The 20,350-nt window shown below is 69.9% G+C and carries 16 protein-coding genes; 4 read left to right on the top strand and 12 right to left on the bottom strand.

The genetic code is table 11. From position 1 onward, the window contains the following. Nucleotides 1-75: 75 nt before the first annotated feature. From ACZ601_RS22050 to ACZ601_RS22025, 6 genes are all read right to left on the bottom strand, one after another. Nucleotides 76-912 (bottom strand): shikimate dehydrogenase, encoded by an 837-nt coding sequence (locus ACZ601_RS22050; protein WP_469540440.1) that lies wholly within the window; start codon nt 910-912, stop codon nt 76-78. Further along, nucleotides 899-2,746, bottom strand: coding sequence for an endolytic transglycosylase MltG (gene mltG, locus ACZ601_RS22045; protein WP_469540438.1), 1,848 nt, complete (start codon nt 2,744-2,746; stop codon nt 899-901). The genes ACZ601_RS22050 and mltG overlap by 14 nt, the downstream gene beginning before the upstream one ends. 95 nt (nt 2,747-2,841) lie before the next feature. Next, a complete protein-coding gene (gene ruvX, locus ACZ601_RS22040; RefSeq protein WP_469540670.1) occupies nt 2,842-3,315 on the bottom strand; it encodes a Holliday junction resolvase RuvX in 474 nt (157 codons plus the stop codon). 8 nt (nt 3,316-3,323) lie between these two features. After that, a complete protein-coding gene (gene alaS / locus ACZ601_RS22035) occupies nt 3,324-5,993 on the bottom strand; it encodes an alanine--tRNA ligase (protein WP_469540436.1) in 2,670 nt (889 codons plus the stop codon). Beyond that, nucleotides 5,993-6,346 (bottom strand): DUF6167 family protein, encoded by a 354-nt coding sequence (locus ACZ601_RS22030; protein WP_469540433.1) that lies wholly within the window; start codon nt 6,344-6,346, stop codon nt 5,993-5,995. The genes alaS and ACZ601_RS22030 overlap by 1 nt, the downstream gene beginning before the upstream one ends. Nucleotides 6,347-6,353: 7 nt before the next feature. Further along, complete coding sequence (locus ACZ601_RS22025) at nt 6,354-6,794, bottom strand: DUF948 domain-containing protein (protein WP_073737538.1); 441 nt, start codon at nt 6,792-6,794, stop codon at nt 6,354-6,356. A 266-nt stretch (nt 6,795-7,060) separates the two neighbouring features. Between ACZ601_RS22025 and ACZ601_RS22020 the strand changes: the two genes are divergently transcribed. Beyond that, a complete protein-coding gene (locus ACZ601_RS22020; RefSeq protein WP_469540430.1) occupies nt 7,061-9,301 on the top strand; it encodes an ATP-binding protein in 2,241 nt (746 codons plus the stop codon). An 18-nt stretch (nt 9,302-9,319) separates the two neighbouring features. Here ACZ601_RS22020 and rpsD read toward each other — a convergent pair whose 3' ends face one another. Beyond that, on the bottom strand, nt 9,320-9,934 hold the full coding sequence (rpsD, locus tag ACZ601_RS22015) for a 30S ribosomal protein S4 (protein ID WP_311306772.1): 615 nt from the start codon (nt 9,932-9,934) through the stop codon (nt 9,320-9,322). Nucleotides 9,935-10,122: 188 nt separating this feature from the next. Between rpsD and ACZ601_RS22010 the strand changes: the two genes are divergently transcribed. Further along, nucleotides 10,123-10,824: a DUF2470 domain-containing protein gene (locus tag ACZ601_RS22010; protein WP_440575160.1), complete on the top strand. Its 702-nt coding sequence runs from the start codon at nt 10,123-10,125 to the stop codon at nt 10,822-10,824. 24 nt (nt 10,825-10,848) lie between these two features. On the opposite strand, the gene ACZ601_RS22005 is transcribed toward ACZ601_RS22010, so the two are convergent. The 4 genes from ACZ601_RS22005 to ACZ601_RS21990 form a co-directional block, all read right to left on the bottom strand. Beyond that, nucleotides 10,849-12,231, bottom strand: coding sequence for a replication-associated recombination protein A (locus ACZ601_RS22005; protein WP_440575161.1), 1,383 nt, complete (start codon nt 12,229-12,231; stop codon nt 10,849-10,851). A 73-nt stretch (nt 12,232-12,304) separates the two neighbouring features. After that, nucleotides 12,305-12,940: a vitamin K epoxide reductase family protein gene (locus ACZ601_RS22000; protein ID WP_440575162.1), complete on the bottom strand. Its 636-nt coding sequence runs from the start codon at nt 12,938-12,940 to the stop codon at nt 12,305-12,307. Between the two features lie 319 nt (nt 12,941-13,259). Next, complete coding sequence (gene hisS, locus ACZ601_RS21995; protein ID WP_311306768.1) at nt 13,260-14,522, bottom strand: histidine--tRNA ligase; 1,263 nt, start codon at nt 14,520-14,522, stop codon at nt 13,260-13,262. A 13-nt stretch (nt 14,523-14,535) separates the two neighbouring features. Then, on the bottom strand, nt 14,536-15,222 hold the full coding sequence (locus ACZ601_RS21990) for an MBL fold metallo-hydrolase (protein WP_440575164.1): 687 nt from the start codon (nt 15,220-15,222) through the stop codon (nt 14,536-14,538). A 148-nt stretch (nt 15,223-15,370) separates the two neighbouring features. On the opposite strand from ACZ601_RS21990, the gene ACZ601_RS21985 reads away from it, so the two are divergent. Both ACZ601_RS21985 and ACZ601_RS21980 read left to right on the top strand, forming a co-directional pair. Next, nucleotides 15,371-16,171: a peptidylprolyl isomerase gene (locus tag ACZ601_RS21985; protein ID WP_469540424.1), complete on the top strand. Its 801-nt coding sequence runs from the start codon at nt 15,371-15,373 to the stop codon at nt 16,169-16,171. A 196-nt stretch (nt 16,172-16,367) separates the two neighbouring features. Beyond that, complete coding sequence (locus ACZ601_RS21980) at nt 16,368-17,597, top strand: DUF349 domain-containing protein (protein WP_440575166.1); 1,230 nt, start codon at nt 16,368-16,370, stop codon at nt 17,595-17,597. A gap of 88 nt (nt 17,598-17,685) precedes the next feature. Here ACZ601_RS21980 and ACZ601_RS21975 read toward each other — a convergent pair whose 3' ends face one another. Further along, nucleotides 17,686-20,244 carry a RelA/SpoT family protein gene (locus ACZ601_RS21975; RefSeq protein WP_469540420.1) on the bottom strand — a complete coding sequence of 853 codons (2,559 nt, stop codon included), beginning with the start codon at nt 20,242-20,244 and terminating at the stop codon, nt 17,686-17,688. Between the last annotated feature and the right edge of the window lie 106 nt (nt 20,245-20,350).

The following is a 20,350-nucleotide window of genomic DNA, read 5'->3' as shown; positions in this document are numbered from 1 at the left end:
CGGACCGGACGGCCGACCCGCCGCCGGTCCAGCAGACGGACGGATCAAGCGGCCAGGAACGCGGTCGGCGGGCGGTCAGCGAGCGGCCAGTGCCTGCTCGCCGGCCTGCCTCATGGCGGCCAGCGGCGCCGGGGCGCGGCCCGTCATCTGCTCGACCTGGAGGACAGCCTGATGCACCAGGAGATCAAGACCTCCGATGACTGCACCGTTGCGGGCCGCCCAGGCGGCCGCCAATCCGGTGGGCCAGGGCTCGTACAGCACGTCGAAGAGGGTGCCCGGAGCCTTGGGCAGCGCTCCCGTCAGCGCGTCCGTGGCCCCGGCCGGGGTGGTCGCGATGACCAGCGGAGCCCGCAGTGCCTGCTCGGCCTCCGCCCAGTCGGCGATGCGGACGTCGACGCCGAGCCGTTCGCCCCAGCCGCGCATCTCGTCACCGCGTTCCCGGCTGCGGACGTAGGCCGTGACCGGTCCCGCGCAGATCTCGGAGAGCGCGGCGAGGGCGGAGGAGGCGGTGGCTCCGGCGCCGAGGACGGCCGCGGACTCCGTCTTCTCGACGCCCCGCTCGCGCAGGGCGGCGATCATTCCGGGGATGTCGGTGTTGTCGCCGGCCCGCCGGCCGTCCTCGGTGAGGACGACGGTGTTGACGGCCTCGACCGAGGCGGCGGTCCCGCTGATCTCGTCCAGCAACGGGATGACCGCCCGCTTGAGCGGCATCGTCAGCGAGAGCCCGGCCCAACTTCCGTCCAGCCCCTCGATGAAGCCGGGCAGCGCGGCCTCGTCGATCTCGTACCGGTCGTAGGACCAGTCGTCGAGCCCGAGTGCGGCGTACGCGGCCCGGTGCAGGACCGGGGAGAGCGAGTGGGCGATGGGCGAACCGAGAACGGCCGCGCGGTGATGCCCGTCAGTCGAGACCATGCAGTTCCTTGAACTTCTGGTTGAGCTTCTCGTGCTCTGCGGCCGTCTTGGTGAACTGGGTCTTCTTGCCGTCGAGCGAGATGAAGAACATCCAGCCGTCGCCGGTGGGCGCGAGCGTCGCCCGCAGGGCTTCGTCCCCTGGGTTGCTGACGGGACCCGGCGGAAGGCCGGCGTGGAAATAGGTGTTGTAGGGATCGGGATTGTTCCGGATGTCCTTCGACCTGATCTTGATTTCGCTCTGATTCGTGAGGTAGTTGTACGCCGAGTCGAATTCGAGCTTGCGGTTCGTCACCGTGTTATCGGGCTTCAGTCGGTTGTAGACGACTTCGGCCATCTTGCGGAAGTCATCGTGCGTGAGACCTTCCGCCTGGACCAGGCTGGCTACGGTGAGCACCTGCCACGGGCCGTCCAGCTTGTACTTCTTGGCGGTTCCTTCGAGGTCGAGCTTCTTGTACTCGTCGTTGGACCGCGAGACCATCTTTTCGAGGATCGCCTCCGGCTTGGTCTCCTTCGTGACCGGATATGCGGCCGGGTAGAGGAAGCCTTCCAGCGGGTCCTTGATGTCCTTGTTCTTGCTCGCCCAGCCGGGCAGGCCCAGATCGGACTTCCTGGACTTGGCGATGCCCTTGGTCGTGCCCTCCTTGAGGCTCAGCTTCTTGTCGATCATCGCGTAGACGGCGGCGTTGCGGGAACCCTCGGGAATCACCAGCAGGTTCTGGCTCTTCGGGTCGAGCATCATCTTCACGGCCTCGGCCGCGGCCATCTTCTCGTGCAGCAGATAGACGCCGGCCTGGATCGACTTCCCCTTGGGGTTCTCGCTCTGCGCGGAGACGAAGGCGTCGACACTCTTGACCACACCCTGCTTCTTCAGGATGTTGGCGATGTCGTACCCGTACGAGCCCTTGGGGATCTCGATCTCGACGGTCCCGGAGCCGCTGCCCGCGTAGTCCTCCGCCGGACCGAACTTGTCCTGGTAGTACGAGTAGCCGAAGTAGCCCACCCCGCCTACGCCGCCGACGAGGACAAGAGAGATGACCAGGCAGGCGCAGCCGCTGCGGCCCTTCTTCTTCTTGCCCTTGCCCCGGCGCTCGTCCCCGCCTCCACGGCGGGAGTCGCGGGGGTCATCATCGTCGTCGTAGTCGTCGTCCTTGGCATCGCCGCCGTCCACACCCGTGAAGAAGGGGTGGGTCTCCTCCGGCTGGACCTCGGGATCCCAGTCGGGGTTCTGCGCAGGCGCCTGTTCGGGTGCTTGTTCGGCTACTTGCTCGGGCGCCGACTGGCGGCGGCCGGGGGGCTGCGGCGGCGGGTAGGCCTCGGGGGTGCCGTAGTAGTCGTTCGTCTCGCCGTAGCCGTACCCGGCGGCGGGCCCGCCCTCGTACGGCATCGCGGCAGACTGCTGACCGGTGTCCCAGCCACCGTTATAAGGAGGCTGCTGGGCGTACGGATCCTGCTGGGCGCCGTACTGGGGCTGCTGCTGGTACTGCTGCTGCGCGTACGGGTCCTGCTGGTGGTGCGGCTGCTGCGCGTACGGGTCGTGCTGCTGCTGCGGCTGGGCGTACGGGTCGTGCTGTTGCTGCTGTTGTTGCTGCTGCGCGTAAGGATCCTGCGGCTGTTGTTGCGCGTACGGGTCCTGCGACTGCTGTTGCTGCTGCGTGTACGGGTCCTGCGACTGCTGTTGCTGCTGCGCGTACGGGTCCTGCGGGTAGGGCTGCTGCTGGCCGCCGTACTGGCCCTGGCCGTGGGCAGGCTGCTGGCCTCCCCATCCCTGGTCCCCGTACAAGGGGTCCTCGGGATGCCACGGTTCGGAGCCGGGGCCCCGGCCATACTCAGTCATCGATCCCCTTGAGCCGCGAGACGAGGTTCCGTCTCTTTGCTGTGCGGTGTTTGTTCGAACACCGCCGCATCGCGCGGAACGTTACCGTATCGCGATCAGACAACCACTTCGACGCCCTCGCCGGGAGGATTACCCGAAGCCCGTTCGGACTCCAGAGCGTTCTGAAGGATCACCACAGCGGCAGCCTGATCAATGACGGAACGGCCCTTTTTGGACTTCACGCCCGATGCGCGCAGGCCCTGACTCGCCGTCACTGTGGTCATCCTCTCGTCCAGCAATCGCACCGGAATGGGTGCGACCGCGCGGGCGAACACATCCGCGAATGCGCGGACCTTGACCGCGGCCGGCCCCTCTCCCCCGCCGAGGGAACGGGGCAGGCCGACGATGACCTCGATCGGCTCGTACTCCGCGACGATCTGGCCGAGCCGCCGGTGGGCGGCCGGGACATCGCGTCCCGGCACGGTCTCCACCGGCGTGGCGAGGATCCCGTCGGGGTCGCACGAGGCGACCCCGATCCGGGCGTCCCCGACGTCGATCGCCAGCCGGCGACCGCGGCGCATCGGCGTCATGTCCGGCGTCACGCCGTCTCGGTGACGAGGCGTTCGACAGCGGCGACGGCGTCACCGATGGCGTCCGGGTTCGTACCGCCGCCCTGGGCGACGTCCGGCTTGCCGCCGCCTCCGCCGCCGAGCGTCTTGGCGGCGGTGCGGACCAGGTCACCGGCCTTGAGGCCACGCTCGCGCGCGGCCTCGTTGGTGGCGATGACGGTCAGCGGGCGGCCGTTGGCCGTGGTGAACAGGGCCACGACGGCCGGCCGGCCGCCCTGGATGCGCCCGCGCACGTCGAGGACGAGCTTGCGCAGGTCGTCGGCGGAGGTGCCGTCCGGGACCTGGCCGGTGACCAGGGCGACGCCCCGGACGTCCTGGGCGGAGTCGACCAGACCGGCGGCGGCCGCCAGGACCTTCTCCGCGCGGAACTTCTCGATCTCCTTCTCGGCGTCCTTCAGCTTGCCGAGCATCCCGGCGATCTTCTCCGGAAGCTCCTCGGAACGGCCCTTGACGAGCTCCTGGAGCTGGGCGACGACCGTGTGCTCCCTGGCGAGGAAGTTGTACGCGTCGACGCCGACGAGAGCCTCGATGCGGCGCACGCCGGAGCCGATGGACGACTCCCCGAGCAGCTTGACCAGACCGAGCTGGGCGGTGTTGTGGACGTGCGTGCCGCCGCACAGCTCCTTGGAGAAGTCCCCGATGGTGACGACCCGGACCCGCTCGCCGTACTTCTCACCGAACTCCGCGATGGCGCCCTGCTTCTTGGCCTCGTCGATGGACATGACCTCGGCCTGGACGTCGAGCTCGCGGGAGAGCACGGTGTTGATCTTCTGCTCGACGTCGGTGAGGACCGTGCCGGGTACGGCGGCGGGCGAGCCGAAGTCGAAGCGGAACCGGCCCGGGGAGTTCTCGGAACCGGCCTGGGCGGCCGTCGGGCCCAGCGCGTCGCGCAGCGCCTGGTGCGTGAGGTGGGTGGCGCTGTGGGCGCGGGCGATGGCCCGGCGGCGGGTGTTGTCGATGGAGGCGAGGGCGGCGGCACCGACCGTGACCTCACCGACCTGGACGACGCCCTTGTGGACGTGGACGCCGGGGACCGGCTTCTGGACGTCGCGGACCTCGATCACCGCGCCGGTGTCGAGCCGGATCCGCCCGGTGTCGGCGAGCTGGCCGCCGCCCTCGGCGTAGAACGGGGTGCGGTCCAGGACGACCTCTACCTCGTCGCCCTCCAGAGCGGCGGGCGAGGGGACGCCGTCGACGAGGAGGCCGACGATCGTCGACTCGCCCTCGGTCATGGTGTAGCCGGTGAACTCGGTGGCGCCGGAGTTGTCCGCGACCTCGCGGTAGGCGGACAGGTCGGCGTGCCCGGTCTTCTTGGCGCGGGCATCGGCCTTGGCCTTGTCCCGCTGCTCCTGCATCAGGCGGCGGAACCCGTCCTCGTCCACGGACAGGCCCTGCTCCGCGGCCATCTCCAGGGTGAGGTCGATCGGGAAGCCCCAGGTGTCGTGGAGCAGGAACGCCTTGTCCCCGGCGATGACCCGGCCGCCGGCGGCCTTGGTCTCGGTGACGGCGGTCTCAAGGATGTTGGTGCCGCCCTTGAGGGCCTTGAGGAAGGCGGCTTCCTCCGCGAGGGCGACGGTCTCGATGCGCTTGCGGTCGGTGATCAGCTCGGGGTACTGGAGCCCCATCGTCTCGATCACGACGCCGACCAGGTCGTTGACGACGGACCCGGTGGAGCCCATCAGCCGCATCATGCGGATGGCGCGGCGCATGATGCGGCGCAGCACGTAGCCGCGGCCCTCGTTGCCGGGGGTGACACCGTCACCGATGAGCATCACGGAGGTGCGGATGTGGTCGGCGACCACGCGCAGCGAGACGTCCGTGGACTCGGCGGCGCCGTAGCGCACCCCGGTCAGCTCGGTGGCCTTGTCCATGACGACGCGCAGGGTGTCGGTCTCGTACATGTTCTGCACGCCCTGCAGGATCATCGCGAGGCGTTCCAGGCCGAGACCGGTGTCGATGTTCTTGGAAGGCAGGTCCCCGAGGATCGGGAAGTCCTCCTTGCCGTCACCGGCGCCGCGCTCGTACTGCATGAAGACCAGGTTCCAGATCTCCACGTACCGCTCGTCGTTGACGGCCGGGCCGCCCTCGACGCCGAACTCGGGGCCGCGGTCGTAGTTGATCTCGGAGCAGGGGCCGCAGGGTCCGGGGACGCCCATGGACCAGAAGTTGTCCTTCTTGCCCAGGCGCTGGATGCGCTCGGCGGGCACACCGATCTTGTCGCGCCAGATCTGCTCGGCCTCGTCGTCGTCCAGGTAGACCGTGATCCACAGACGCTCGGGGTCGAGGCCGAAGCCGCCGTCCGCCACGGAGCCGGTGAGCAGCTCCCAGGCGTACTCGATGGCGCCTTCCTTGAAGTAGTCGCCGAAGGAGAAGTTCCCGCACATCTGGAAGAAGGTGCCGTGCCGGGTGGTCTTGCCGACCTCTTCGATGTCCGGCGTACGGACGCACTTCTGCACGCTGGTGACGCGCGGGGCGGGCGGCTTGACCTCACCGAGGAAGTACGGCTTGAAGGGCACCATGCCCGCCGGGACCAGCAGCAGAGTCGGGTCGTCCGCGATGAGCGACGCCGAAGGGACGACGGTGTGACCGCGCTCCTCGTAGAAGCTCAGCCAGCGGCGGCGAATTTCAGCCGACTCCATCAGTGGTCCTCATTCCGGTTGTACGGGTTGTAGGGGAGCTTGCGGTTGCGGGCGCGTGCCCCGCGCCCGGCGGGCGGCGCCGCCTCGACGGCGAAGTGGGGCTGTACCGGGAGGTCTGGGTCGACCGGGGCTTCGAGCCCCAGCGCCTCGCCCAGCTCGGCCTCGCGCCTGACCATGCCCTCGCGGACGTCCAGCGCGAAGTCCTTGAGCCTGTGACCGGCCACGACCGCCTTGTCGGCGGCCTGCGCCGCGAGGCTCTCGGGGGTCAGCTGCTTGATCTTGCGGTTGACCTTGGCGGTGGCCCAGACCCCGGCGGCTGCGCCGGCGGTGAACCAGAACGTACGGCGGAACATCGCTGCGTCAGTCCTTCGATCCGCGGGAGTTTCTGCCGTTGCGCTTCCTGCCACGCGCGGACGGCACGGTCCGGCCGACGATCACCGATCGCCGGGAACGCGCTTCCGGTTCGGGGGCGGTCTTGCGGCCGATGGCCTGCCGGACCCCGTAGCCGAACGCGGCGACCTTGACCAGCGGGCCGCCGAACGTGGAAGCGACGGTGGTGGAGAGCGCCGAGGCGTTGGAGGTGACCTCCTGGACGTCCGTCGCGATCGCGTCGACCTTGTCGAGCTGGGTCTGCGCGGAACGTACGGTCGCGGAGGCGTCAGCGAGCAGCGGGACGGCCTGTTCGGTCACGTCCGCCACGAGTCTGGTGGTCGCCCTGAGCGTCTGCGCGAGCCTCACCAGCACGACGGCGAGGAACGAAACCAGGATCGCCCAGAAGACGGCCACCAGGATCCCGGCCACCTCACCACCGGACACAGTGCACCGCTCTCTCTGGCTTGTCGTCTGTCTCTGCGTTGTCCAGCGCGGTCCCGCGCTGGACTGCGTTGTTCAGCCTTGTTCGGTCTTGCTCTCTGCTCGTTCGGCGACGGCCCGCTTAGTGGCCGGTCACCGCCTCCGAGCCTATCGCGCCGGGGCTCGCGCCCTGTACCGCATTACCGCCTGGCACGACGGGAGTTCCCGCAACGAGATTGTACGGAGCGCTTTCGGGCCAGTACTCTGCGTGTTTCATGCGACGCTCTCAGCGCCCCTCCCCCTCCCCCGACGGTCCAGGTACACCGCCCACCGCCCGCGGCGGGCCCGCACACGGCCTTCCTGGCAATCTCCCGGCGGAACTGAACAGGTTCGTGGGACGTGATGACGAGCTGACCGAACTCGCCGGACTCCTGGAGGAGTCCCGGCTGGTCACCGTCGTGGGAGTGGGCGGGGTGGGCAAGACCCGCCTGGTCACCAGGGCCGCGGCCCTCCTGGAGAAACGGTACTGCGACGGGGTCTGGCTGCTGGAGCTGTCGGACGTGCACGATCCGGAACTGCTGGAACACGCACTCGTCGACGCGCTGGGCCTGACCGACCACACCAACAGGCCGCCGCGCACCACGCTCCTCGAACACTGCGCCGGGCGCCGGCTCCTGCTGGTGATCGACGGATTCGAACATCTCGTGGACGCCTGTGCGGAGTTGGTACGGGACCTGCTGCGCCGGGCCCCCCGGCTGCGGGTGCTGGCGGCCGGCCGGCTGCCGCTGGAACTCGACGGCGAGACCACCTACCCGCTCGCGACCATGACCGACCGGGACGCGCTCCGGCTCTTCACGGAGCGGGCCACCGCGGTGCAGCCGGAGTTCCGGCTGACCGAGGACACCCGGGGCGCTGTCCAGGAGCTCTGCCGGCGGCTGGACGGGATTCCGCTCGCGCTGGAGCTGGCGGCCGGACGGCTGCGGGCGCTCTCGGCCGAGCAGGTGCTGGAACGCCTCGACGACCGCTTCCGGCTGCTGACCGGAGGCAGCCGCAGCGCACTGGCCCGGCATCAGACGCTCCGTACGGCCATCGGCTGGAGCCATGAACTCTGCGCCCCGGAACAGCGGCTGCTGTGGTCACGGCTCTCGGTCTTCGCCGGGCAGTTCGACCTGGAGGCGGTCGAGTACATCTGCAGCGGCTCCGAGCTGCCGGCCGACTCGGTGCTCGACGTGCTCTCCGGGCTGCTCGCGCAGTCCATCGTGCTGCGGGAGGACTCGGCGGCCGGGACCCGCTACCGGATGCTCGACACGGTGCGCGAGTACGGCGCCGAGTGGCTGGCGGCCACCGGGGAGACGGAGCGGCTGCGGCGGCGTCACCGCGACTGGTTCCTGGGGCTGGCGACCTGGTGCGAGCTGGACTGGTTCAGCCCGAGGCAGAGCGAGGTGGCGGCCCGGGTGGAGAGCGAACTGCCCAATCTGCGGCGGGCCATGGAGTGTTCACTGGAGTGCCCGGAGGAGGCGCATCTCGCCCAGTACCTGGCGGGCACGCTCTGGTTCCTGTGGGTCGGCTGCGGGCGGCTCTCCGAGGGAAGGCACTGGCTGGACCACGTGCTGGAGGAGGAGACCCCGTACGACTCCTCCCGGTTGAAGGCGCTGTGGGTGCTCGGCTATGTCGCGGTCCTGCAGGGGGACCCGGTGGGGGCGATCTCGGCGCTGACCGAGTGCCGGGAGGAGGCGGAGCTGGCCGGCGACGCCACGGCCTCCGCGTACGCGCTGCACCGCACCGGCTGCCTGGCCCTCGTCACGGACGACACGGCGCGGGCGCAGGAACTGCTGCACGAGGCACTCGGCCGCTACCGGGAGCTCGGGGAGCTGAACAGCAATGTGCTGATGGCCCAGGTCGAACTGGCGATGTCGGTCGGGTTCCGGGGCGAGCTGGACCGCGCGGTCACGATCTGCGAGGAGGTCCGGGAGATCTGCGAGGACCACGGGGAGCGGTGGGCCCTCAGCTACGCGCTGTTCGTCCTGGCCTTCGCCGCCCTGGAGCGGGGCCGTCCGGCACGGACCAGGGAGCTCCTCGGGGAGTCGCTGTCCATCAGCCACGCCTTCCACGACCTGCTCGGCACCGTGCTCTCACTGGAACTGCTGGCGCTGGTCACGGTGGTCGAGGGCGACGCGGACGAGGCGGCGCTGTTGCAGGGGGCCGCCGAACAGATCTGGCCGTCGGTGGGGCTGCCGCTGTTCGGCTCCGAGCACTACGGGGCGCCCAGGGCCCGGTGCGAGAAGCTGGCCCGCCAGGAGCTGGGCGAGGAGCGGTACGCCTCGCAGCGACGGGCCGGCGCGGTGCTGGGCACCGACGCGGTGGTGGCCAGGGCACTGGCCGGGCGCCCCGGGAAGCGGCAGGACGGCGCGGAGACCGGCGCACCGGAGGCGCCGGGGCCGCTCCCCGAGACCGGGAAGACGCGAAAGCCCGCCGCCTCCCCGGCTTCGGGAAGGGGCGGGCCTGAGCGCTGGTGAAGAGCGACTACGCCTGGATCAGCGGGCGTAGTACTCGACGACGAGCTGCTCGTCGCAGATCACGGGGATTTCCTTGCGGTTCGGGTCCCGGTCAAGGCGGAAGGCCAGGGCCTTCAGGTTCACCTGCAGGTAGCGCGGGGTCTCACCGTCGGTGTCGTAACCACCCTCGCGGGCAACCTGGAAGGGGTGCTTGTCGCGGCTGCGCTCGCGGACCATCACGATGTTGTCGGGACGGACACGGAAGGACGGCTTGTCGACCTTCTGGCCGTCGACCTCGATGTGACCGTGCACGACCATCTGGCGCGCCTGGTAGATCGTCTTGGCGATACCGGAACGCAGGACCAGCGCGTCGAGACGGCGCTCAAGCTCGACGACGAGAGCCTCGCCCGTCTTGCCTTCGGCCTTCTTGGCGCGGTCGTAGGCGCGGGCCATCTGGCGCTCGCTGATGTCGTACTGGGCACGCAGACGCTGCTTCTCCAGCAGACGGACCTTGTAGTCCGAGTTCTGCTTGCGGCCGCGGCCGTGCTCGCCCGGCGGGTAGGGGCGGGCCTCGAAGTACTTGACGGCCTTCGGCGTCAGCGCAATGCCGAGCGCGCGGCTCTTCTTGACCTTGGGACGCGACTGATTAGGCACGTTCTCCAGACCTCCGTTGTAGGTTAGGTTAGGCTCACCTTACTCAAGGAGATCGCATGTCTCGCCCTGGGAACACCACACACGTCACGGACAGCACAGACAGCGGCAGCACACCTGAAGGTGCTGCTACGACGGAAGGCCGATCTGATCGTGGTCAGCCGCGTCCCAGCGGGCTTGAAAACACTCGGATGCCGTCAGCAGCCGAGCGCACACGAACTCTCGTACAGAGTACCTGCTCCTCGGTACTGCTCATCCCCGGCCTCGACTCCGCGGGCTCGGACCAGCTGATGCCGCTGTCCCGCAGCGTGGGTCCGGACGGGGATCTCTTCCTCGAATTCCCCGCGCAGTCCCCGGCGGTACGGGCCGCGACGCACGCCCAGGACGACGAGCTGACAGCTGTGCTGGAGATCACCGACGTGGCCCCGGTCTCCGTACCGCACCGCATCCGCGGCCGGGCCCGGGTCTTCGGCTGGCTCACCACCGTACCGGGCATGGCGGGACCCGGCCGGATGCTCCTGCGGCTGGAGACGGGTGAGGCGTACGTCGACGACCTCTGGGGCGCGCAGAGCGTCGAGCCGGAGGAGTTCCGCGACGCGTCCGCCGACCCGCTCGTCATCCACGAGGCGGAGCTGCTGCAGCATCTGCACGCGGCGCACGGCGATCAGCTGGGCGCGCTGTCCGGGCTGCTCGGCGAGCGGGCCACGGCCGGCTGCTCCGCGCACCGCCCGGCCGTCGTACCGCTCGCGCTCGACCGGCTGGGGCTGCGGGTGCGGGTGTGCGAGCGGGACGGCAGGTGCTTCGACGCACGCTTCGAGTTCCCCGAACCGGTGCGTGATGTGAACGAGCTGCGGCACGCCATGCACACCCTCTTCGAGGCGGCGGCGCACTGAGGGGCCCAGGCCCCCGGCCCCGGGCTATGTCCCGGACGGGCCCGCTTCGCCGTCGCCGCCGGTACGGCCGAGCCGCTCGCGGACCCGGTCCGCCACGTCCGCGTAACGCGCCTCCGCGCCGTACCGGGTGGGCTGGTAGTAGCGCTTGTCGCGCACGGCGTCCGGTGCGTACTGCTGGGCGGCGATTCCGCCGGGGACGTCATGCGGATAGACATAGCCCTGCGCGTGCCCCAGCTTGGCGGCCCCCTTGTAGTGGCCGTCGCGCAGATGTGCCGGGACGGGACCTGCCAGGCCCTTGCGCACGTCGTCCTGGGCGGCTGAGATCGCCAGCGTCGCCGCGTTGGACTTGGGGGCGAGCGCCAGGGCGATGGTGGCGTGGCTGAGGGTGAGCGCCGCCTCGGGAAAGCCGATCATCGCGACGGCCTGGGCCGCGGCGACCGCGGTGGGCAGCGCCGTGGGGTCCGCGAGACCGATGTCCTCGCTGGCCGAGATCATCAGCCGCCGGGCGATGAACCGGGGGTCCTCCCCCGCCTCGATCATCCGGGCCAGATAGTGCAGCGCGGCATCGACGTCCGAGCCTCGGATCGACTTGATCAGGGCGCTCGCCACGTCGTAGTGCTGGTCGCCGTCCCGGTCGTACTTCACCGCGGCGCGGTCGACCGTCTCCTCCAGGGTCAGCAGGGTGATCTCCGGCTCCCCCTTGGACAGCGCCGCGCCGGCCGCCGCCTCCAGCGCCGTCAGCGCCCGGCGTGCGTCACCGCCCGCGATGCGCAGCAGGTGCTCCTGCGCGTCCTGCGGCAGCGTCACCGCGCCGCCGAGTCCGCGCTCGTCGGCCAGGGCGCGGTGCAGCAGGTCGCGCAGGTCGTCGTCGGTCAGCGATTCCAGGGTCAGCAGCAGGGAGCGCGAGAGCAGCGGCGAGATGATCGAGAAGTAGGGATTCTCGGTGGTGGCCGCGATCAGCGTCACCCAGCGGTTCTCGACCGCCGGGAGCAGTGAGTCCTGCTGCGCCTTGGAGAAGCGGTGGATCTCGTCCAGGAAGAGGACGGTCTCCTTGCCGTAGCCACCGGTGGCGCGCCGGGCGCCCTCGATGACCGCCCGCACTTCCTTGACGCCCGCGGTGATCGCGGAGAGCTCGACGAAGCGCTTGTTGGTGGCCTTGCTGACCACGTACGCCAGGGTCGTCTTGCCGATGCCGGGCGGGCCCCAGAGGATCACAGACGAGGGGCCGGCCGGTCCCCCGCTCCCCTCTCCGACGAGGCGGCGCAGCGGTGAGCCCGGTTTGAGCAGATGCTGCTGGCCGACGACCTCGTCGAGGGTGCGCGGACGCATCCGGACAGCGAGGGGGCTGCTGGACGGGTCCTTCTCCTGGCGGTCTTCGGCTGCTGCGGTAAAGAGGTCGGGCTCCACATTCGAAAGCCTATGTCACCGCACTGACAACCCTGCCGGACCCCGGCCCGGAGCCGCGGCGCGCACGGGCCGCTCAGCTGGTCCAGAAGTCCCACCAGCGGGTCAGGATGAGCATGCCGATGATGCCGACCCACAGGACCGGCGGCACCCAGTGGAACTCGGTCAGTCCGTTGCGCAGCCAGCTGGGCGCCGGAATGATCCGGTGCTTGATGTTGTGTGTGGTGACGTAGCAGAACATGAAGATCGTGGCGACCCAGGCCAGGCAGCACCACAGGCACAGGGAGTTGATGTTGTACAGCGACTGGTACTGGAGCCAGGTGACGAAGCCGACGCCGAACAGGGTGCCCGCGTTCATCCCCAGCCAGTACCAGCCCCGGAAGCGCGCTCCGGCGAGCAGCGCCAGGCCGATGCCCATGATCACGGGGTAGGTGGCCAGACCGAGCCACGGGTTCGGGAAGCCGAAGGCGGCCGCCTGCTCGCTCTTCATGATGTTGCCGCAGGAGACCACCGGGTTGAGACTGCAGCCCGGGACGAAGCTGGGGTCCTCCATCAGCTTGAGCTTGTCGAGCGTGATGACCCACGCGGCGAGGAGTCCGGCAGCGCCCGTGATCACCAGCAGCAGTGCGAACGCACGACTGCCGCCGATGGTCCTCTTCCCGCCGTCCTCGTCCTGGTCGGAGGAGGGATGGTCAACCGCTGCAGTCGTCATATCGCCATTCCGTCACTGAGTAGCCTGCTGGGCACGGTCATTGTGCCGTACCGCCGCGCCGGTCCTCCGTTCGATGAAGATAAAGATGCGCGCGGAATCAGCGTGCGGTTCCGGGTACGGAGGGCGCCGACGGCACTGCTGGCAGGCGCTCCCGGGCCCGGCCGGGCTGCCGGCCGCCACGTACCGGCATCGGCTCTCCCGGACCGGAACCCCCCGGCAGCATGAATCCGGCTGCACCGAGTTGACGTGCCGGGCCGGGACACGGTGTCCCCGGTCGCGGGCGGGCGGGGACACCGCCCGCCCGCGACCCGTGCGGCGTCTACGCGAGGCGCGCCTTGATCGCCTCGGTCACCTCGGCCAGCGGAACGGCCGTCTGCTCACCGGACTCCATGTCCTTGAGCTGCACGACGCCCTCGGCCAGATCGCGCTCGCCGGCCACCACGGTGAACCGCGCGCCAGACCGGTTGGCGCTCTTCATCGCGCCCTTGAGTCCGCGGCCGCCGAACGCGAAGTCTGCGGCCACCCCCTCGCGGCGCAGCCGCGTCACGACGGCGAACAGCTTGCGCCGGGCCTCCTCGCCGAGCGGGACGGCGAAGACACTGGTGGTCGAGGGCAGTTCGAGCTCGATGCCCTCCGCCTCCAGGGCGAGCACCGTGCGGTCGACGCCGAGCGCCCAGCCGACCGACGGGAGCGCCGGTCCGCCGATCATCTCGGAGAGGCCGTCGTACCGGCCACCGCCGCCCACCGCGGACTGCGAGCCCAGTCCGTCGTGGACGAACTCGAAGGTGGTGCGGGTGTAGTAGTCGAGGCCCCGGACAAGCTTCTCGTCGTCCTCGTACACCACGCCCGCCTCGTTGAGCAGGTCGCGGACCTCCTCGTGGTACGCCTTGCAGGCGTCGCAGAGGTAGTCGCGCAGCACCGGGGCGCCGGTCAGCTGCTTCTGGACCTCGGGGCGCTTGTCGTCGAGGACCCGGAGCGGGTTGATCTCGATGCGACGGCGGGTCTCCTCGTCCAGGTCGAGCTCACGCAGGAAGCCCTGGAGCGCGTCGCGGTAGACGGGCCGGCATTCCTTGTCGCCCAGCGAGTTCAGCAGGATGCGGAACTCGCGCAGGCCAAGGGTGCGGTACGCCTGGTCGGCCAGGATGATCAGCTCGGCGTCCAGAGCCGGGTCCTCCGCGCCGATGGCCTCGGCACCGACCTGCGAGAAGTGGCGGTAACGGCCCTTCTGCGGGCGCTCGTAGCGGTAGTACGAGCCGGAGTACCAGAGCTTGACCGGCAGGTTGCCGAGCTTGTGGAGGTTGGCCTCCAGCGCGGCGCGCAGCACGGAGGCGGTGCCCTCGGGGCGCAGCGCCAGCTGGGAGCCGCCCTTGGTGGTGAGGGTGTACATCTCCTTGGACACGATGTCGGTGGACTCACCGACGCCCCGGGAGAACAGGGCCACGTCCTCGAAGCCGGGGGTCTCGATGTAGCCGTAGCCGGAGTTCTTCAGCGGTGCGGAGATCGCCTCACGCACCGCGAGGTACTTCGCGGAGTCGGGCGGGGTCAGGTCGTACGTGCCCTTGGGGGCCTTGAAGGTGCTCACGGTTTCGCTCTCGTCACATTCCTCGTCGGGGCGCGTCCATACCGCTCAGATACGGATTGGTGGCGCGCTCGCGGCCGATGGTCGTCTGGGGGCCGTGGCCGGACAGCACTACGGTCGAGTCGTCGAGCGGCAGGCACACACGGGCCAGCGACTCAAGCAGCTCGGCGTGGTCGCCGCCGGGCAGGTCGGTGCGTCCGACGGAGCCGGCGAAGAGCAGGTCGCCCGAGAAGAGGACCTGCGGAACATCCGCGGCCTCGGGCATCCTGAACGTCACCGACCCCTTGGTATGGCCGGGCGCATGCGAGACACCGAACTCCAGACCGGCCAGCGTCAGCCGGGCACCGTCGCTCAGCTCCTTGACGTCGTCCGGCTCCCCCACCGTCAGCTCGCCCATGAGCGGCATCCCGATGGAGCGGCCCAGTGCCTTCTCCGGGTCGCTCATCATGTAGCGGTCCTCCGGGTGGATCCAGGCGGGGACATCGTGGGCGCCGCACACCGGGACGACCGAGGCGACGTGGTCGATGTGGCCGTGGGTGAGCACGACGGCGACGGGCTTCAGCCGATGCTTGCGCAGTGCGTCCTCGACCCCGGACGCGGCCTGGTGGCCCGGGTCGATGATCACGCACTCCTCACCCGCGGCGGGGGCGACCAGGTAACAGTTGGTCCCCCAGGCCCCGGCGGGGAACCCGGCAATGAGCACGATCGTCCTTAATGGTCGTCCGACGAGGGATTGCGGCTGCGCGGTCGCAGCAGTTCAGAGCCTACCGGCGCTCCTCATTCCACAGCTAACCCATATACGGTACGGGGCAACTCAGGCCCGAACACACGACGCACAAGGAGATCACCCGGTGGTCAGCAGCGATCAGCGGCGGCGGCAGCTCGCCAGGGAGAAGTTCGAGCGGCAGCAGCAGCGCCGGGAGGAGGCCCGTCGCCGGACCCGGCGGCTGACGGTCATCATCACCTCCGCGGTGGCCGCGGTGGCCGTCATAGGCGGCATCACGTACTTCGCCACCGGCGACGACGGCAAGAAGGACAAGACCGACGCGGCCGCGAGCGCCAACCCGTCGGCGTCCCCCTCGCCCTCTCCCTCGGCGAGTGAGAAGAGCGCGCCCGAGCCGGCGATGAAGATCGACAAGAAGGCGAAGTACACCCTGTCGCTCAAGACGGGCCAGGGCGACATCGCGTTCACGATGGACGCGGCGAAGACCCCGCACACCACGAACTCCTTCAAGTCGCTCGCGGACAAGGGCTTCTTCGACGGCACCAAGTGCCACCGCCTGACCACGCAGGGTATTTTCGTCCTCCAGTGCGGTGACCCCAAGGGCGACGGCACCGGCGGTCCGGGCTACACGATCCCGGACGAGAACCTCACCGCGCTGGGCAAGCCGGGCAAGGACAGCGCGGTGACCTACCCGGCGGGCACGGTGGCGATGGCCAACACGGGCCAGCCGCACACCGGCGGCAGCCAGTTCTTCCTGGTCTACAAGGACACCAAACTGCCGCCCACCTACACGCCGTTCGGCACGATGGACAAGGCGTCGCTGAAGACCGTCGAGGCGATCGGCAAGGCAGGGGTCACCGGCGGCGCCGCCGACGGTGCGCCGAAGAAGGCCGTGAACATCTCGAAGGCGGCCGTCGACAAGGCGTGAGCACGGCGGGCCCCGGCACGATCCGCACGGCGGCGCCGGGCGCGCGCCGGATAATTTCGGCCGCGCGGAGTGCGGACAGCCGGGTGGCCCGTCGCCTAGATTGGCGTTGTGCAGGGCGGGCGCTGCCCGCCCCAGGAAACTGTGGACGATGCCAGGGGGGTGAACCCTCTCGCGGGCATCAGGTGGAGGAGGCGCTGTGAGCAGCGACCCGTGGGGCCGTGTCGATGAGACAGGCACCGTGTACGTGCGTACCGCCGACGGCGAGCAGGTCGTCGGATCGTGGCAGGCCGGTTCTCCGGCGGAGGCCCTGGCCTACTTCGAGCGCAAGTACGAGGGCATTGTGGTCGAGATCGGCCTCCTGGAGCGGCGGGTGAAGACCACCGATCTGTCCGCGAAGGACGCGACGACCGCCATCGAGCATCTGCGTGCGCAGGTCGACGAGCATCACGCCGTCGGGGACCTGGACGCGCTGCGCAAGCGGCTGGACGCCCTGGTGGCGACGGTCGACTCGCGGCGGGAGGAGCGCAAGGCCCAGAAGGCGAAGCAGACCGACGAGGCGAAGCACGCCAAGGAGGCGCTGGTCGTCGAGGCCGAGGAGCTGGCGCAGAGCGAGCAGTGGCGCTCCGCGGGCGAGCGGCTCCGTGCGCTCGTCGACACGTGGAAGGGCCTGCCCAGGCTCGACCGCAAGTCGGACGACGAGCTGTGGCACCGCTTCTCCCACGCGCGCTCGGCGTTCTCCAAGCGCCGCAAGGCCCACTTCGCCTCGCTGGACGCCCAGCGCGAGGAGGCCCGCAAGGCCAAGGAGAAGCTGGTCGTCGAGGCCGAGTCGCTGTCCCGTTCCTCCGACTGGGGTACGACGGCCGCCCGCTACCGCGATCTGATGACGGAGTGGAAGGCCGCCGGCCGCGCCCAGCGCGAGGCCGAGGACGATCTGTGGAACCGTTTCCGCGGTGCCCAGGACGTCTTCTTCGCCGCCCGCGGTGAGGTGTTCGCGGAGCGTGACGCGGAGCAGGGCGAGAACCTCAAGGTCAAGGAGGAGCTCGCGGTCGAGGCCGAGAAGCTGCTGCCGGTGAAGGACCTCAAGGCCTCCAGGGCGGCGTTCCGGGCCCTCAACGAGCGCTGGGAGGCCATCGGCCACGTACCGCGTGACGCCCGCCCCAGGATCGAGGCGCGGATGCACACGGTGGAGCGGGCGCTCCAGGAGGCCGAGGAGTCGGAGTGGCGCCGGACCAACCCGGAGGCACGTGCCCGTGCCGCGGGTCTGACCGGTCAGCTCCAGTCCGCCGTCGACAAGCTGCGCACCCAGATCGACACGGCGCGCGCTTCGGGCAACAACGCCCGTGCGGACAAGCTCGCCCGCGAGCTGGAGGGCCGGCAGGCGCTCCTGGACCAGGCCTTGAAGGGCCTTGAGGAGTTCGGCGGCTGAGACCGGTCCGCCGGTCCGCGTGTGAAGAACCCCTCCGCCGGTGGCGGAGGGGTTCTTCACGTCGTACGAGGGGCCGGACGGCCCGGGTTCAGGGCCGGCGGGCCGAGGTCACCCGGTAGACGTCGTAGACGCCCTCGACGCCGCGTACGGCCTTCAGGACGTGGCCGAGGTGTTTCGGGTCGCCCATCTCGAAGGTGAACCGCGAGGTGGCCACCCGGTCGCGGGAGGTCTGCACGGCCGCGGACAGGATGTTGACGTGCTGGTCGGACAGGATCCGGGTGACGTCGGAGAGCAGCCTGGAGCGGTCCAGTGCCTCGACCTGGATGGCGACGAGGAACACCGAGGACTGGGTGGGCGCCCATTCGACCTCAAGGATCCGCTCCGGCTCCTGCGAGAGCGAGTCGACGTTCACGCAGTCCGCACGGTGGACGGAGACTCCGCTGCCCCTGGTCACGAAGCCGATGATCGGGTCACCGGGAACGGGCGTGCAGCAGCGGGCCAGCTTGACCCAGACGTCCTCGACGCCCTTGACGACGACGCCCGGGTCGGCGTTGGAGCGGCGCTTGTTGCGGCCGTGCGAGGGCGGCGAGCTCTCCGCGAGGTCCTCGTTGGCCTCGTCCTGGCCGCCGAGCGCCTGGACCAGCTTCTGCACGACACCGGCCGCCGCGACATGTCCCTCACCGATCGCGGCGTACAGGGACGAGATGTCGGGGTAGCGCATCTCGTGGGCGAGCGTGACCAGGGAGTCGCCGGTCAGGATCCGCTGGATCGGCAGGTTCTGCTTGCGCATGGCCCGCGCGATGGAGTCCTTGCCCTGCTCGATCGCCTCGTCGCGGCGCTCCTTGGAGAACCAGGCGCGGATCTTGTTGCGTGCCCGGGGTGACTTGACGAAGCCGAGCCAGTCGCGCGAGGGGCCCGCACCGGCCGCCTTGGAGGTGAAGACCTCCACCAGGTCGCCGTTGTCGAGCGTGGACTCAAGCGGTACGAGCCGTCCGTTGACGCGTGCCCCTATCGTCCGGTGGCCCACCTCCGTATGGACGGCGTACGCGAAGTCGACCGGTGTCGCCCCTGCCGGGAGCGCTATGACGTCGCCCTTGGGTGTGAAGACGAAGACCTCGTTGCGCGAGAGGTCGAAGCGCAGGGACTCCAGGAACTCGCTGGGGTCCTCGGTCTCCTTCTGCCAGTCCAGGAGCTGGCGCAGCCACGCCATGTCGTTGACGGTGTCCTGGCCCCGGCCGGTGTTCCGGGGGACGTCGGTGCGCACCTTGGAGGCGCCCGCGACGGCCTCCTGCTTGTACTTCCAGTGCGCGGCGATGCCGTACTCGGCGCGGCGGTGCATGTCGAACGTACGGATCTGGAGCTCGACGGGCTTGCCGCTGGGCCCGATCACCGTGGTGTGCAGCGACTGGTACATGTTGAACTTGGGCATCGCGATGTAGTCCTTGAACCGGCCGGGGACCGGATTCCACCGCGCGTGGACGGTGCCGAGCGCCGCGTAGCAGTCGCGGACCGTGTCGACGAGGACGCGGATGCCCACCAGGTCGTAGATCTCCGCGAAGTCCCGGCCTCGCACGATCATCTTCTGGTAGACGCTGTAGTAGTGCTTCGGCCGGCCGGTGACGGTGGCCTTGATACGGGCGGCGCGCAGGTCGGACTGCACCTCGTCGGTCACTATGGCGAGGTATTCGTCGCGCTTGGGCGCCCGCTCCGCGACGAGCCGGACGATCTCGTCGTACATCTTCGGGTAGAGGATCGCGAAGGCGAGGTCCTCCAGCTCCCACTTGATGGTGTTCATGCCCAGGCGGTGGGCGAGCGGGGCGTAGATCTCCAGCGTCTCGCGGGCCTTCTTCTCCTGCTTCTCCCGCTTGAGATAACGCATGGTGCGCATGTTGTGCAGCCGGTCGGCGAGCTTGATGACCAGGACGCGCGGGTCCTTGGCCATCGCGACGACCATCTTGCGCACGGTCTCGGCCTGCGCGGCCTCGCCGAACTTGACCTTGTCCAGCTTGGTGACGCCGTCGACCAGCAGGGCGACCTGGTCGCCGAAGTCGCGGCGCAGGGTGTCCAGGCCGTACTCGGTGTCCTCGACGGTGTCGTGCAGCAGCCCGGCCATCAGGGTGGCCGGATCCATACCCAGCTCGGCCAGGATCGTGGTCACGGCGAGGGGGTGGGTGATGTACGGGTCGCCGCTCTTGCGCTTCTGGCCGCGGTGCCAGCGCTCCGCGACCTGGTAGGCGCGCTCGATCTGGCGCAGCGTGGAGGTCTCGATCTTGGAGTCGTTGCTCCGGACGGTACGCAGCAGCGGTTCGAGCACCGGGTTGTACGGGCTGGAGCGCTGGACGCCGAGGCGGGCCAGCCTGGCCCGGACCCGGTTGGAGGAGCCGCCACCGGTACGGGCCACCGGGCCCGCGGGCGCCGCAGCGGGCTTCGCCGGGGGCTTCGGCGCCGTCGGGGGCGGCGAGGCGGGTGCGGCCGGCTGGGCGGGGGAAGCGGGCGCGGGCCCGTTGGCCTCCGCGGCGGCCGGGCCCGTACCGGGCTCGGGCGCCGGAGGCTTCGGCTTCTCCGCGGGCTGCTTCGCGGGCGTGGCTGGGGCCGCCGCGGGCTGGTCGGGCTGCGGGGCGGCGACTGGCTGGGCCTCGTCTGGCAAGAGCGCTCCTCGTGCGGATCCGGACACCCGGAAAGGCCATCGTAACGACCCTGCGGCCGCTCCTCCCCCGGGGACCGTGGGAGAGCCCGCACAACGCGAAGCGGGC

It is taken from the genome of Streptomyces sp. NPDC104307, assembly GCF_055584045.1.
This window is presented reverse-complemented; position numbering and strand designations above follow the sequence as displayed.